The sequence below is a fragment of the Pseudomonas oryzihabitans NBRC 102199 genome, assembly GCF_000730625.1.
Lineage (GTDB): Bacteria > Pseudomonadota > Gammaproteobacteria > Pseudomonadales > Pseudomonadaceae > Chryseomonas > Chryseomonas oryzihabitans.
The window spans coordinates 19,495-32,177 of record NZ_BBIT01000006.1 but is presented as its reverse complement, the minus strand read 5'-3'; the positions used below and the strand labels follow the sequence as shown (position 1 = coordinate 32,177).

The 12,683-nt window shown below is 68.4% G+C and carries 13 protein-coding genes; 6 read left to right on the top strand and 7 right to left on the bottom strand.

Features of this window, described 5'->3' with window-relative positions; translation table 11 throughout:
• Positions 1-103 precede the first annotated feature (103 nt).
• Positions 104-679, bottom strand: a complete 576-nt coding sequence (gene mobA, locus POR01S_RS09935; protein WP_042135521.1) for a molybdenum cofactor guanylyltransferase MobA — start codon at positions 677-679, stop codon at positions 104-106.
• 205 nt (positions 680-884) lie between these two features.
• Here mobA and POR01S_RS09930 point away from each other — a divergent pair, with 205 nt between their 5' ends.
• From POR01S_RS09930 to POR01S_RS09910, 5 genes are all read left to right on the top strand, one after another.
• Positions 885-1,376: a hypothetical protein gene (locus POR01S_RS09930; protein ID WP_027597574.1), complete on the top strand. Its 492-nt coding sequence runs from the start codon at positions 885-887 to the stop codon at positions 1,374-1,376.
• Between the two features lie 218 nt (positions 1,377-1,594).
• Positions 1,595-2,134 (top strand): molybdenum cofactor biosynthesis protein B, encoded by a 540-nt coding sequence (gene moaB / locus POR01S_RS09925; protein WP_007162868.1) that lies wholly within the window; start codon positions 1,595-1,597, stop codon positions 2,132-2,134.
• Complete coding sequence (locus POR01S_RS09920) at positions 2,131-3,327, top strand: molybdopterin molybdotransferase MoeA (protein WP_042135518.1); 1,197 nt, start codon at positions 2,131-2,133, stop codon at positions 3,325-3,327. The genes moaB and POR01S_RS09920 overlap by 4 nt, the downstream gene beginning before the upstream one ends.
• A 126-nt stretch (positions 3,328-3,453) precedes the next feature.
• A complete protein-coding gene (gene yegS, locus POR01S_RS09915; protein WP_007162870.1) occupies positions 3,454-4,398 on the top strand; it encodes a lipid kinase YegS in 945 nt (314 codons plus the stop codon).
• A gap of 22 nt (positions 4,399-4,420) precedes the next feature.
• Entirely contained in the window at positions 4,421-4,948 is a 528-nt protein-coding gene (locus POR01S_RS09910) for a sterol desaturase family protein (protein WP_027602819.1), read from the top strand.
• Between the two features lie 40 nt (positions 4,949-4,988).
• Here POR01S_RS09910 and POR01S_RS09905 read toward each other — a convergent pair whose 3' ends face one another.
• The 6 genes from POR01S_RS09905 to fni form a co-directional block, all read right to left on the bottom strand.
• Complete coding sequence (locus tag POR01S_RS09905) at positions 4,989-5,522, bottom strand: gluconate 2-dehydrogenase subunit 3 family protein (RefSeq protein ID WP_007162872.1); 534 nt, start codon at positions 5,520-5,522, stop codon at positions 4,989-4,991.
• A gap of 172 nt (positions 5,523-5,694) precedes the next feature.
• Positions 5,695-6,630 (bottom strand): phytoene/squalene synthase family protein, encoded by a 936-nt coding sequence (locus POR01S_RS09900; protein WP_042135516.1) that lies wholly within the window; start codon positions 6,628-6,630, stop codon positions 5,695-5,697.
• Positions 6,631-6,632: 2 nt separating this feature from the next.
• Entirely contained in the window at positions 6,633-8,129 is a 1,497-nt protein-coding gene (locus tag POR01S_RS09895; RefSeq protein ID WP_007162874.1) for a phytoene desaturase, read from the bottom strand.
• Positions 8,126-9,319 (bottom strand): lycopene beta-cyclase CrtY, encoded by a 1,194-nt coding sequence (gene crtY / locus POR01S_RS09890; RefSeq protein WP_115946145.1) that lies wholly within the window; start codon positions 9,317-9,319, stop codon positions 8,126-8,128. The genes POR01S_RS09895 and crtY overlap by 4 nt, the downstream gene beginning before the upstream one ends.
• Positions 9,282-10,577, bottom strand: a complete 1,296-nt coding sequence (locus POR01S_RS09885) for a nucleotide disphospho-sugar-binding domain-containing protein (protein ID WP_081875199.1) — start codon at positions 10,575-10,577, stop codon at positions 9,282-9,284. The genes crtY and POR01S_RS09885 overlap by 38 nt, the downstream gene beginning before the upstream one ends.
• Positions 10,577-11,626 (bottom strand): type 2 isopentenyl-diphosphate Delta-isomerase, encoded by a 1,050-nt coding sequence (fni, locus tag POR01S_RS09880; protein ID WP_042135513.1) that lies wholly within the window; start codon positions 11,624-11,626, stop codon positions 10,577-10,579. Before fni ends, POR01S_RS09885 begins: the two co-directional genes overlap by 1 nt.
• A 135-nt stretch (positions 11,627-11,761) precedes the next feature.
• On the opposite strand from fni, the gene POR01S_RS09875 reads away from it, so the two are divergent.
• Positions 11,762-12,643 (top strand): polyprenyl synthetase family protein, encoded by an 882-nt coding sequence (locus tag POR01S_RS09875; protein WP_042135511.1) that lies wholly within the window; start codon positions 11,762-11,764, stop codon positions 12,641-12,643.
• The last annotated feature ends 40 nt before the right edge of the window (positions 12,644-12,683 follow it).

Here is a 12,683-nt window from a genome sequence, read left to right as displayed (position 1 = left end):
GTCTCCTTTCTTGGCAACCAAGCGGGCTTAGGACCTCGGGTGCAGGGCCGAGTTCGTCCGGGAACCGGTGGGTCACGCCCTCTGGCCTAGTGGATCGCCGCGTTCAGACCGCGCTTTCCAGCGCCGCGGGGTCGTTGAAGTTGGCCAGGCGAATATCGTCTTCAGTGAAGTCCACGGCGGTCAGGCCAAGGGGCAGCAGGGCGCCACGCGGACTGCGCTCGCCATCCGCCCAGGCCTGGCGCAAGGCCGGCAGCAGGCGTCGGGGCAGGGCGCTGAACAGCGGTTGCCAATAGCCACCCTGGCGCGCCATCACCGGGCCTGCGCTCGCCTGAGCTGCCGCGAGCAGTTGCAGGGCGAGGGCGGCATCGATGCGCGGCGCATCGCAGGGCAGCAGCAGCACCCAGTCATGCCGCGCCACGGCGAGGCCGGCGAGGATGCCGGCCAGCGGGCCAGGAAAGTCCGGTTGGTCATCGGCCACCAGCTGATCGGCCCACTGGGCATAGCGCGGCGCATTGCGGTTGCAGGAGATCACCAGGTCATCGGTCAGTGGCCTTACCGCGGCCTGCACCTGGGCCACCAGGGGCTGGCCGCGCCATTCCACCAGTCCCTTGTCGCGTCCGCCCATGCGCTGGCCGCGACCGCCGGCGAGGATCAGGATGGAAGCGGGCAGAAGGGACATACAGCGGACCTCGGCTTTTGGACGTGGGGAGCGGGCTTTCATCCTAGCCCGGTTTCGCCGCTGGCGGTCGGCTGGAGCAAGGGTTTGTCCGGGCGAAACGGCTGGGCTAGACTCGGGCGCGTCCCGTGCAAAGGGGCGTGCTAGACACCTTTGATCCCTGCCGTGCGGTGGCGGGGAGTCCCTGCCCAGAAGGAGTTTGGAAACGATGAAGACGATGTTGCTCCCTGCGTTGGCCCTGGCCGCCTTGCCCGCCTTTGGCGCGGGCGGCGGTGAACCTCCCTCGGTCAAGGTCACCTTTGGCCAGCCGACCATCCGCCAGAAGCTGTTCTACGAAAAGCTCTACGAGAAGAAGCCCTATCCCGACGCCACCCTCTATTACTACAGCAACGGCGTCTACAAGATCATCTCGCCCGGCGAGGAGCACTACGGCGTCTACGTGGTGCACGGCAAGCTGACCGACGACCAGTACCAGGTGGATTTCATCTCCCTGCCGTCCGCGGACTGGGGTGGCAAAACGGCCCGGCATTTTCTCAAGTTCGATCGGAAGGCCGGCACCTTCACCCAGCAGGCAACCTGGGAGGAAGACCCGAACATCGCGCCCCAGTACGGCCGCTTCAGCCAGGATGCCAACGACATCGCCGATCCGCGTCCCATCAAATGGGAGACCCATGCCGAAGGCGAACAACGCCAGCGCTAGGCGTGGCCAGGCGCCCTCTCGGTTGAAGGGGCGCCGGCTTTTCCTCTAGGCTGTGACGATGCAGCCTTCTCGGACCTTCCCCGCGATCCTGGCCGACAGTCGGCGCGGCTATCTCCTGGCCGCTGCCAGTCCGGCGCTCCCCCTTTCGGGAAACCCGCGGCCCGTCCGGCGGTCTTCCGCTGCACCCTTTCTTTCGCACACTTCGGAAACCCAAGCAGATGAGCCACAAAGCCGAGGCGGTTTTCGTACCGCTGAACATCGCCGTCCTGACGGTCAGCGATACCCGCACCTTCGAGACCGACACCTCGGGTCAGCTGTTCGTCGACCGCCTGGAGGCCGCCGGCCATTTCCTCGCCGACCGCGTGCTGCTCAAGGATGACCTCTACCGGATCCGCGCCCAGGTCGCCCACTGGATCGCCGAAGACCAGGTGCAGGTGGTGCTGATCACCGGCGGCACCGGCTTCACCGGTCGCGACAGCACCCCGGAAGCCGTGGCCTGCCTGCTGGACAAGCAGGTGGATGGCTTCGGCGAACTGTTCCGCCAGATCTCCGTGGCCGACATCGGCACCTCCACCGTGCAGTCCCGCGCCCTGGCCGGCCTGGCCAACGGCACCCTGGTCTGCTGCCTGCCGGGGTCGACCAATGCCTGCCGCACCGCCTGGGACGGCATCCTCGCCGAGCAGCTGGACAACCGTCATCGCCCCTGCAACTTCGTGCCGCACCTCAAGCAGGCCGAACCCTGCGGGCCACGCGGATGAGCCTGCTGTCGCTGGAAGAGGCCCTGGCGCGACTGCTGGCCCTGGCGGCCGAAGACGGTCCCTTGCCCCTGGAGCAGGTCGCCCTGGAAAAGGCCGACGGGCGCATCCTGGCCGCGCCCCTGGTAGCCGACCTGGATCTGCCGCCCTGGGACAACAGCGCCATGGACGGCTACGCCCTGCGCCTGGACGACTGGCAGGGCGAACCGCTGCGGGTCTCCCAGCGCATCTTCGCCGGCCAGGCACCGGCGCCGCTGGAGCCGGGCACCTGCGCCCGCATCTTTACCGGTGCGCCGGTGCCGGCGGGTGCCGACTGCGTGGAAATGCAGGAAAACACCGAGGTGCTGGACGATGGCCGGGTGCGCTTCGTCGAGCAACTGCGGCTTGGCCGCAACATCCGGCGCCGCGGCAACGAGGTCAAGGTGGGGGACGAGGTCCTGTCGGCCGGCACCGCTCTGGGTCCTGCGGAGCTGGGCGTCGCCGCCTCCCTCGGCCGGGCCCAGCTGAATGTCTTTCGGCGCCTCAGGGTCGCGGTGCTGTCGACCGGCGATGAACTGGTGGCGCCCGGCCAGCCGCTCGGACCGGGGCAGATCTACAACAGCAATCGTGCTCTGCTGATCAGTTGGTTGCGGCGGCTGGGTTGCGAGGTGTCGGACCAGGGCATCCTGCCCGACGATCTCGCCGAAACGCGCCGGCGGCTGGGCGCGCTGCAGGCCGATCTGATCCTTTCCACCGGCGGTGTCTCGGTGGGCGAAGCCGACTACCTGGGGCAGGCCCTGCGCGAGGAGGGCGAGCTGACCCTTTGGAAGCTGGCGCTCAAGCCGGGCAAGCCGCTGACCTGTGGGCGCTTCCGCGGGATCCCGCTGATCGGCCTGCCGGGCAATCCCGCCTCGACCCTGGTGACCTTCGGTCTGCTGGCGCGGCCCTATCTGCTGCGGCGGGCCGGCAAGATCGACGTGGCCCCCCTGAGCGTCGAGGTGCCGGCCGGTTTCGACTGGCCGCGTGCCGGTGCGCGCCGCGAATACCAGCGGGCGCGCCTGGAGAATGGCCGGGCGGTACCCCATCGCAACCAGGGCTCCAATGTGCTGCAGACGGCGGCCTGGGCCCATGGCCTGGTGGAGATCCGCGAGGACCGCACTTTCGCCGTGGGCGATCCGGTGCGCTTCATCCCGCTGGCCGAATTGCTCAAGGCCTAGCCAACCGGCGGTCAGGACTGAACGTGGCCGTTGGGCCACAGTCCTAGTCTCCAGATTCGCTCGCCGGGCGCTGCCCGGTACCTGACGCGGCATCTCGCCGCGCAGCGCCAACCTTGGACGACAGACATGACGACGACAGGCACCCTGGCTGACGCAGCCCTGGTCATTCTCAATGGCAAGGAAACCGGTAACGAGGACGTTCGAGAGGCCATTCTCGAACGGCGTGCCGCCGGTCATCGCATCGACGTGCGGGTGACCTGGGAAGAAGACGATGCCGCGCGCTTCGTCGAGCAGGCGACCCGCGAAGGCTACGGCACCCTGGTCGCGGCCGGCGGCGACGGCACCCTGCGGGCGGTGGCCGAGGCCATGGCGCAGAACCACAGCCAGGCCCGTCTCGGCCTGCTGCCCCTGGGGACCGCCAACGACTTTGCCCGCGCGGCCGGTGTGCCGGTTGAGCCTGCCGCAGCGCTGGCGCTACTGGATGGCCCGACCAGCGCCATCGACCTGGTCGAGGCGGAGGGTCAGCTGTTTCTCAACATGGCCACCGGCGGCTTCGGCTCCCAGGTCACCGCCAACACCCCGGGTGAACTCAAGCGCCTACTGGGCGGCGCGGCATACTTCCTCACCGGCCTGACCCGCTTCGCCGAGGTGCATTCGGCCCATGGCCGCTTCCGCGGTCCCGGTTTCGAATGGGAAGGCGAATTCCTCGCCCTGGGCATCGGCAACGGTCGCCAGGCTGGCGGCGGTCATGTGCTCTGTCCCACCGCCGTGGTCAACGATGGCCTGCTCGACGTGGGTATCCTGCCGGCGTCCCAGGACGTGCTCGGCACCCTGGGCGAATTCCTCAGCAAGGGCTTCAGCACCGAGGAGATGTTCATCCGCGCGCGACTGCCCTGGGTGGAGCTGGAAGCCGCCGAAGGCCTGGACATGAACCTCGATGGCGAACCGGTCAAGCGAGACCGGGTGAGATTCGAGGTGCGTCCGGGTATCCTGCAGGTCTGTCTACCGGTGGATTCGCCCCTGCTGGGCGAGACCGCCGGCACCCTGGCCGAGCCGGCGGCGACATCCTGAGCAGGCGCCTGCGGAGGTAACGTTGGAGCTACTGATCAATGCGGGAATCGTGCTGGCCACCGTGGCCGGCATGGAAGCCTTCGCCTGGTGGTCGCACAAGTACATCATGCATGGCTGGGGGTGGGGCTGGCATGAATCCCACCACCGCCCGCGTACCGGCTGGTTCGAGAAGAACGATCTCTATGCGGTGGTCTTCGCTGGCCTCGCGATCCTGCTGATCGCTCTGGGCAACGCCGGCTACTGGCGCCTGCAATGGATCGGCGCCGGCATGACCCTCTATGGCCTGCTGTACTTCATCGCCCACGACGGCCTGGTGCATCAGCGCTGGCCGTTTCGCTACATCCCGCGCAGCGGCTATCTGAAGCGGCTCTATCAGGCGCATCGCATGCATCATGCGGTGGACGGCAAGGACGGCTGCGTGTCCTTCGGTTTCCTGCTGGCGCCCACCACCCAGCAACTCAAGCAGCAGCTGCGCGAAATACACGGCGGCGCCCTGGATTCTTCGCGCGAGCGCAAGGCGCGGGATCAGGTGCAGGAAGGTGCGGATTAGGCGGGAGAGGGGAGCGCCTCCGAGGAGGCGCTAAGCGGGGTCAGGCGACGGCAGGGGTGTCGTCGTAGGCGGCGAACAGGGAGTGGGCGTACTGACTGCGTTCGCTTTCGTTGCGCAGCAGATCGATGAATTCCTTGGCGGGCGGATTCAGGGTACCCGCTTCGGCGGCGGTCACCACCTGGGCCTGTTCACCGGCTGCCAGTTCGGCGAAACCGGCACCCAGACGCTCGGTGCAATAGCTGTCCACCACGGCCAGACCGTCACGCAGCAGATCGCGCAGGTTGGCGCCCTGCTGGACCTGCGCCTGCTCGTCGAAGGGGTCGACGATGTTGGAGCGATCGCCGTGAGCGTAGGGGGTCAGCATGTGGCGATCGATGAACTCGGGCAGCCGGGCATCGGCCTGCTCGCTGTCGGCCTGCAGGTGAGCGCAAAGGGCGACCAGGGTGCGCCACTGGGTGGCGTTGAAGAATTCGGGCTTGTAACCGGACTGCGCGTTAGCGGAAAGGCCAAGGGCAAGTAGTGACGAGGAGGCAGCGAAGCGATCGTGTGAAACAGCCGTTTCCGTCTTGTGCATGTGCAAATCCCATACTCGTAGGCTGACTACCGGATGCAGCGCTCTGGCTCAGGCATCCATCCATCCGCGGCCCACCAGGGGTCGCTTTAATCCGACCCGTTTATCGCATAAAAGTTTGCCAGTGGGCAGCCCCAAGATGCGCACAAATGTGACCGAAGCGCGATCGCGGGCGTCAGCGCCGCGGCCGGGTCCAGAGCTCGCTCGCGCGTGGCTCGTCGCGCTGGTGGCGGGACAGCATGGCGCGGGCGGCGCCGCGGCAGACCAGGCGCAGCTTGTCGGCGGTGCTGGTGCTGACCCGCTGATCCCAGGCATGGGCGCCCAAGTGCAGCACCTGCACGCCGATCTCGCGATAGACGCCGCGGGCGGTGGCGATGGCCCAGGCCGAACGCAGGGGCAGGGCGGCCAGGCCCTGGCGTGCCGAGTCGTAGTAGGGCTCGGCCAGGCGCACCAGACGCTCGGCCAGCTGGGCGACGGCTTCGCGATGGCGCGGCGCGGCCAGTTCGTCCGCCGGCACCCCGAGTTCGTCGAGCCATAGCCGCGGCAGATAGACGCGGCCGATGCGGGCGTCCTCGACGATGTCGCGGGCGATGTTGGTGAGCTGGAAGGCCATGCCCAGGTCGCAGGCACGATCCAGGGTTTCCTCGTCTTCGGCGCCCATGATGCGCGCCATCATCACCCCGACCACCCCGGCGACGTGATAGCAGTACTCCAGGGTGTCTTCCAGCTCCACATAGACGCGCTCCTCGACGTCCATGCGAAAGCCGGCCAGGTGATCCAGCGGCAGCGCAAGGGGAATGCCGTGGCGCTTGACCACCCGCTGGAAGGCGGCGAAGGCCGGATCCTGCAGCGGCTCGTCGCCGTAGGCGGCGCGGGTCAGGCGTTCCAGCTCGGCCAGGCGTTGCTGTCCGGCGCGGCGATCGCCCTCGACCTGGCCATGGCCCAGTTCCTGGCCATCGATGACGTCGTCGCAGTGGCGACACCAGGCATAGAGCAGCACGGCGCTCTCGCGGGTTTCGGGGGCGAACAGCTTGGCGGCCGCGGCAAAGCTCTTGGATCCGACGGCGATGCTCTGTTCGGCGTGGTCGACGACGTCAGGGGTGGCTGGCATGGCTAACCGTGCTCCTCGAGGATGACGCTGGCGGTGGCCTTGGCCGAGCCGACCACGCCCGGAACGCCGGCCCCGGGATGGGTGCCCGCGCCGACCAGGTAGAGGTTGGGAATGACACTATCGCGATTGTGCGGCCGGAACCAGGCGCTCTGGGTGAGGATGGGCTCCAGGGAGAAGGCCGAGCCGACATGGGCATTGAGCTCCTGGCGGAAATCGGCCGGGGTGAAGATGCGCGAGGTGACCAGGTTGGCCCTCAGGCCGGGCATGTAGCGCTCTTCCAGGTAGGCGAAGATCTTGTCTCTCAGGAGCGGGCCTTCCACGCTCCAGTCGACGTCGGCATTGCCCAGGTGCGGTACCGGCGCCAGCACGTAGTGGGAACTGTGGCCGGGCGGTGCCAGCGACGGATCGGTGACGCAGGGCGAGTGCAGGTAGAGCGAGAAGTCGTCCGGCACGCCCGGGCCCTTGAACAGTTCGTCGATCAGGCCGCGATAGCGCTGGCCGAAGCAGACCATGTGGTGTTCGAGACCCACCGGTGGCTGGCTCAGGCCGAAATGGATGACGAACAGCGACATGCTGTGTCTCTTGCGCTTGAGGCGATTGCCCTCGACCACGCCATGGGTGTGGTGGCCAAGCAGCTTGCGATAGGTGTGCACCACGTCGGCGTTGGAGGCCACCAGATCGGCCGCGAGCTGGCTGCCGTCGGCCAGGCAGACACCGGTGGCGCGATTGCCTTCGGTGAGGATGCGTTCCACCGGCGCGTTCAGCCGCACCTCGCCGCCGAGGTCGGTAAAGAGCTTCAGCAGGCCGAGCACCAGCTGGTGGGTACCGCCCTTGGCGAACCAGACGCCCCACTTGCGTTCCAGCGCATGGATCAGCGCATAGATCGAGGAGGTGGCGAAGGGGTTGCCGCCCACCAGCAGGGTATGGAAGGACAGCGTCTGGCGTAGCTTCTCGCTCTTCACGAAGCGCGACACCTGGGTGTAGACGCTGCGCCAGGCGCTGAGCTGGGCCAGCTTGGGACCGGCGGCGAGCATGTCGCCGACCTTGAGGAAGGGCTTGGCGCCGAGGCGGATGTAGCCTTCTTCGAACACCGCCTGGGAATAGGCCAGGAAGCGCTGGTAGCCGGCCACGTCGTCCGGCTCCAGGGCGCGGATCTGCTCGTCCAGCCGGGCCTGGTCGTTGACGTAGTCGAAGCGGGTGCCGTCTTCCCAGCACAGCTGGTAGAAGGGGCTGACCGGCAGCAGCTCCACATAGTCGCGCATCTGTCGACCGCTGAGGGTGAACAGCTCTTCCAGGGCCGAGGGATCGGTGATGACGGTCGGACCGGCGTCGAAGGTGAAGCCCGCGTCCTCGTAGACGTAGGCACGACCGCCGGGCTTGTCGCGGCCCTCGATGAGGGTGGTGGCGATGCCGGCCGACTGCAGACGGATCGCCAGGGCGATACCGCCAAAGCCGGCGCCGATGACGATGGCCCGCTTGGGCGCGTTACCTTGGGTCATGGTGCTTCCTTGAACTGAGGAGGACGAGCCAGCGCGGCATCCAGGGCCGGTTTCAGCGGCACCGGCGGTTTGCCGGACAGGATGCGCAGCCGATCGAAGGCGGTGAGGCGGCCGGCGTAGAAGCGCTGGATCAGCGGTTCTCCGAGGCCGTAGAACCTTTGCATGACGCGCACCCGGTGCTCGGGGCGGCCGGCGAGAAAGAGCATGCGATTGAGCAGGCGGAAGAAGCCCTGGCCCTGCCAGCGGCCCTGGGCGTACTGCCGCAGGCCGTCGCGCAGCACGGCGCTGGAGGTGAAGGGCTGGGCGGCCAGGTGCTCCGCCAGGCGTACCGCTTCGGGCAGCGAATAGCCGGTGGTGGGATGGAACAGCCCGGCGGCCAGGCCGATGGGGGCGCCGGCGGTGACGTTGTCCCAGTAGCGGTCCAGATCGCCGCCCAGGGTGATGGGCAGCACGCCCTGTTCCTCGCGCAGCACCTCGGCCATCTCCCAGCCCTGCTGCCCGGCATAGTCGGCCAGGTGCTGGCGCAGGCGCTCGACCGGCAGGCTCTCGCCATCGGCGTAGTAGGTGTCTTCGATCAGCAGCCGGTCGGGGGCCAGTGGCAGGCTGTAGACGAAGCGATAGCCGTCCAGCTGATCGACGGTGGCATCCATCACGATGGGTTCGGCCAGGCCATGGGGCCGCGTGAGGCGTACCTCCTGGCCGAGAAATTTCTGATAGCCGAGCCAGAGCGCCGGATCGGGTCGCGGTCCGCGGGCGTCGATCACCGCGCCGGCGGCCAGGGTGTAGCCATCGGCGAAGACCACGCCATCGTCTTGCAGGCGCAGCACCTCGCGTCCCAGCAGCAGGCGCTCGGCGGGCAGGCGCGCGCTCAATACCTCATGGAAGCGTTCGGCGCTGATGCTGGCGTAGCCGCTACCGAGTTGCCGCTGGCGCTGGGGGAAGCGCACCTCGTAGCCCGGCCAGCGATGGGCGACCAGCGGATCGATCCAGGCATGCTGCGGCGCGGTGAGGTCCGGCTCGTGGAAGGACCAGGTGTGGTTGCCGCCCAGGCGCGGACCGGCTTCCACCAGGCGCCAGTCCAGCTCCGGGCGGGTTTCGGCCAGGCGCAGGGCGAGCAGGCCGCCGGCCAGGCCGCCGCCGACGATCAGCAGGTCAGGACGCACGTTCGAGTCCTCGCCGGGCCAGGCCATCCACCAGGCGAGCGGCCGTGGCGACGCCGCCTGCCGCTCTGGCGATGGGCACGAAGCGTTCAGCCGCCTGGCGATAGCTGGGGTCGGCCAGCACGGCGCCCAGGGCCTGGGTCAGGCGGGCCTTGCTGGCCAACCGCGGTGCCATGCAGATGCCGGCGCCGACCCGCTCCAGGCGCCGGGCGATGCCCGGCTGGTCGAACACCATGGGCAGGGCGAGCATGGGCTTGCCGGCCGCCAGGGCGTCCAGCACGGTATTGAAGCCGCCGTGGGTGATGACCGCATCGGCGCGGGCAATGGCCGCTTCCTGGGGCGCGAAGTCGGTGACCCAGGTGGCGCCGTCGTCGAACAGACGGCGTTCGCCGCTGGCATCCAGGCGCCCGCAGTGGGCGATCAGCACCTGGATGCCCAGCTGGCGACAGGCCTGGGCGATGCGACGAAACAGCGGCAGCCGGCCACCCTGCAGGGTGCCGAAGGAGGCGAAGACGAAGGGCCGGCGCGGATCGATCTCCAGCGCCAGCGGTTGCTCGCGCACCGCCGGCGAACGCAGCGGCCCGACTTCGTGGAAATGGGGCGGCGGGGCACGACGCGGAAAGTCGAAGCCCGGCAGGCACTGGCTCAGCTGCAGATAGGGCGAAAAGCAGTCGTCGAGGGTTCGGCGGTCGCCAAGGCCGAAGGCCTGGGCCTGGCGCTGGATGACCTTGCCCTGGCCGCGCATCATCAGGTCGAACACCTGGGTGGCGCCCTGGACGATCTGCCGCTCCCGCTCGCTGGCGGGGTAGGCGAAGGGCAGGGTGGGCAGGGGCAGATGGGGCTCGCGATTCATCGGCACGGCGCAGGCCAGGGACGCATAGGGCAGGCCCAGGTGGTCGCCGAGCAGGCCCCCGGCCGGCTCCATCTGGTCGGCGATCAGGCAGTCGACCTTGAGGTCACGCAGCGCGGCCGGGCCTTCGCGGCAGAACAGCTCGGTATTGCGCGCCATGTCGGCGATCACGCCGAATACCGACCAGGGCTTGCTGCTGGCGGTACGGGCCAGCAGCGGCGCCAGGCTGCCGCGCGGATGACTGGTCGCGCCTATCGCCTCGAACTCGATGCCCGCCGGCAGCGCCCGGTCGCCCACCTCTACCTGGTGCAGCAGGGTGACCCGGTGGCCGAGCGCGACCAGCGCCTCGCCCAGCACCAGATGGGTGGACAGGTGGCTCGGCAGCGGCGGCGAGATCAGGGCGACATGCATGGCGGCGTCCGGTCGGGTGTCGGCCACTATGGGCACCGCAGCGATGCGGCGTCCAGCAGCTCGGCCTGGCGCAAGCCGGCCAGATCGGCCGAGCCAGTGCAGAAGCAGGCGATGCGCAACTGTTCGATCACCACTTGGAAATGCGCGATCACCGCCTCGGTAGATTCGGTGGCGCCGGGCAGGGCGGCGGCGGCCTGGCCGGCCAGATCCGCGCCGAGACGGATCGCCTTGGCCACGTCGATGCCATCGCGGATGCCACCGGAGGCGATCACCGTTGCCTGCGGGCAGGCGGTGCGCACCTGGCGCAGGCTCTCGGCGGTGGGGATACCCCAGTCGGTGAAGGCCCGGGCAATGGCCCGCTGCTGCTCGTCACGGGCCCGTTCGGCTTCCACCGCTGCCCAGCTGGTGCCTCCGGCGCCGGCGACATCCAGCACCGCCACACCAGCCTCCAACAATTGCGTGGCGACCCGGCCCGACAGGCCGGCACCGACTTCCTTGACGACGACCGGCACGGCCAGTTGTGTAACCAGATTTTCCAAGGCGAGGAGAATGCCGTGCCAGCGGCGATCGCCACCGGCTTGCACGGCTTCCTGCAGGGGGTTGAGATGCACGATCAGGGCGTCCGCCTCGATCATCTCCACCGCGCGGCGGGCTTCATCGAGGCCATAGCCCGCCACCAGCTGCGCCGCGCCGAAGTTGGCCAGCAGCGGCACGTCCGGCGCCAGACGGCGCAATTCGCCGGTGAGGCCCTGGTCGCCACCCTGCTGCAGGGCGATGCGTTGGGACCCGACTGCCAGGGCGATGCCCAGGGTCTGGGCCGCTTCGGCGAGATGGCGATTGATCAGCGCGGCCCGCTCTGGGCCGCCGGTCATGGAGCTGATCAGCAGCGGCGCGGCCAGGGGACGCTCGAACAGGCGGGTGCCGAGGTCGATCTCGTCGAGGTTCAGCTCGGGCAGGGCGCAATGCGTGAAGCGGTAGGCGTCGAAGCCCGTAGTAACGGCGCTGCGGGCCTTGTGGGGATCCAGCACGATGTCCAGATGATCGTTCTTGCGGCTTGCCAGTTCCCAATCCACCATGTCTTCTAGAGTCCGCCCTGAATGACCTTTCGTCGGTCGTTGTGGTCTGGTAGGGGACGACGGGTTCGCTTTGCGAAGACCTAATCCACCAAGGTGCGACCGTTCGTCGGTTCCACATATGGAGTATCTCGACTCATGGCGACCGTATTAGTGCCGAACGCGACAGACAATTTTGCCGCTGCGCTGCAATGGCAGCGTACCCGTATCGACGAGCGTCTGGCAGAGCTGTTACCGGCCGGCAGCGATCCGGTCGCCGAAGCGATTCGCAGTGGTGTGCTGGCACCCGGCAAGCGGCTGCGTCCGCTGCTGATGGTGCTGGCCGCCGAGGACCTGGGTCAGGGAGACGAGGCCGTCCTCGATCTTGGCTGCGCCGTGGAGATGGTGCACGCCGCCTCGCTGTTCCTCGACGACATGCCCTGCATGGACGACGCCCGCCTGCGCCGCGGGCGGCCGACCCTGCACGTCGAGTTCGGCGAGGACGTCGCCATGCTGGCTGCGGTGGCCCTGCTCAGCCACGCCCTGCGCCTGGTCGCGGGCCTCGCCGGGGTACCAGCGGAAACCCGCACCCAGATGGTCTGCCAACTGGCCGATGCGGTCGGCACCGCCGGGCTGGTCTGCGGCCAGTACCATGACCTGCACGGCGGCCGCCAGGCACGGCCGGCCGATGCCATCGCCCTGACCAACCAGCTCAAGACCGGCGCGCTGTTCTCCGCGGCCATGGCCATGGCCGGTGCCACCCTGGTCACCACCGCCGTGCAGCGCGAGGCCTTCCACGTCTTCGCCTGCCAGCTCGGCCTGGCCTTCCAGTTGCTCGATGATCTGGACGACGGCAAGGGCCTGGGCAAGGACGCCGGCAAGGATGGCGACAAGTCCACCCTGGTCAGCCTGCTCGGCCGCGACCATGCGCAACGCCAGTTGCACGGTCACCTCAAGCAGGCCCACGAGGCTCTGGCCCAGGCTGGTTGCGCCGACGGCGCCCTGGCCGGCCTGCTGGATATCGTCTTTCGTCCGCGTTAGGGCGAATTACTGGGGATCCGGCCCTCTAATCTCTCGATAG

Coding starts and splice junctions, on each gene's coding strand:
- moaB (WP_007162868.1), top strand. CDS start 1,595: ATGAGCCACAAAGCCGAGGCGGTTTTCGTACCGCTGAACATCGCCGTC.
- POR01S_RS09875 (WP_042135511.1), top strand. CDS start 11,762: ATGGCGACCGTATTAGTGCCGAACGCGACAGACAATTTTGCCGCTGCG.
- POR01S_RS09900 (WP_042135516.1), bottom strand. CDS start 6,630: ATGCCAGCCACCCCTGACGTCGTCGACCACGCCGAACAGAGCATCGCC.
- POR01S_RS09895 (WP_007162874.1), bottom strand. CDS start 8,129: ATGACCCAAGGTAACGCGCCCAAGCGGGCCATCGTCATCGGCGCCGGC.
- yegS (WP_007162870.1), top strand. CDS start 3,454: ATGACGACGACAGGCACCCTGGCTGACGCAGCCCTGGTCATTCTCAAT.
- mobA (WP_042135521.1), bottom strand. CDS start 679: ATGTCCCTTCTGCCCGCTTCCATCCTGATCCTCGCCGGCGGTCGCGGC.
- POR01S_RS09905 (WP_007162872.1), bottom strand. CDS start 5,522: ATGCACAAGACGGAAACGGCTGTTTCACACGATCGCTTCGCTGCCTCC.
- POR01S_RS09930 (WP_027597574.1), top strand. CDS start 885: ATGAAGACGATGTTGCTCCCTGCGTTGGCCCTGGCCGCCTTGCCCGCC.
- fni (WP_042135513.1), bottom strand. CDS start 11,626: ATGGTGGATTGGGAACTGGCAAGCCGCAAGAACGATCATCTGGACATC.
- POR01S_RS09920 (WP_042135518.1), top strand. CDS start 2,131: ATGAGCCTGCTGTCGCTGGAAGAGGCCCTGGCGCGACTGCTGGCCCTG.
- crtY (WP_115946145.1), bottom strand. CDS start 9,319: ATGGCCTGGCCCGGCGAGGACTCGAACGTGCGTCCTGACCTGCTGATC.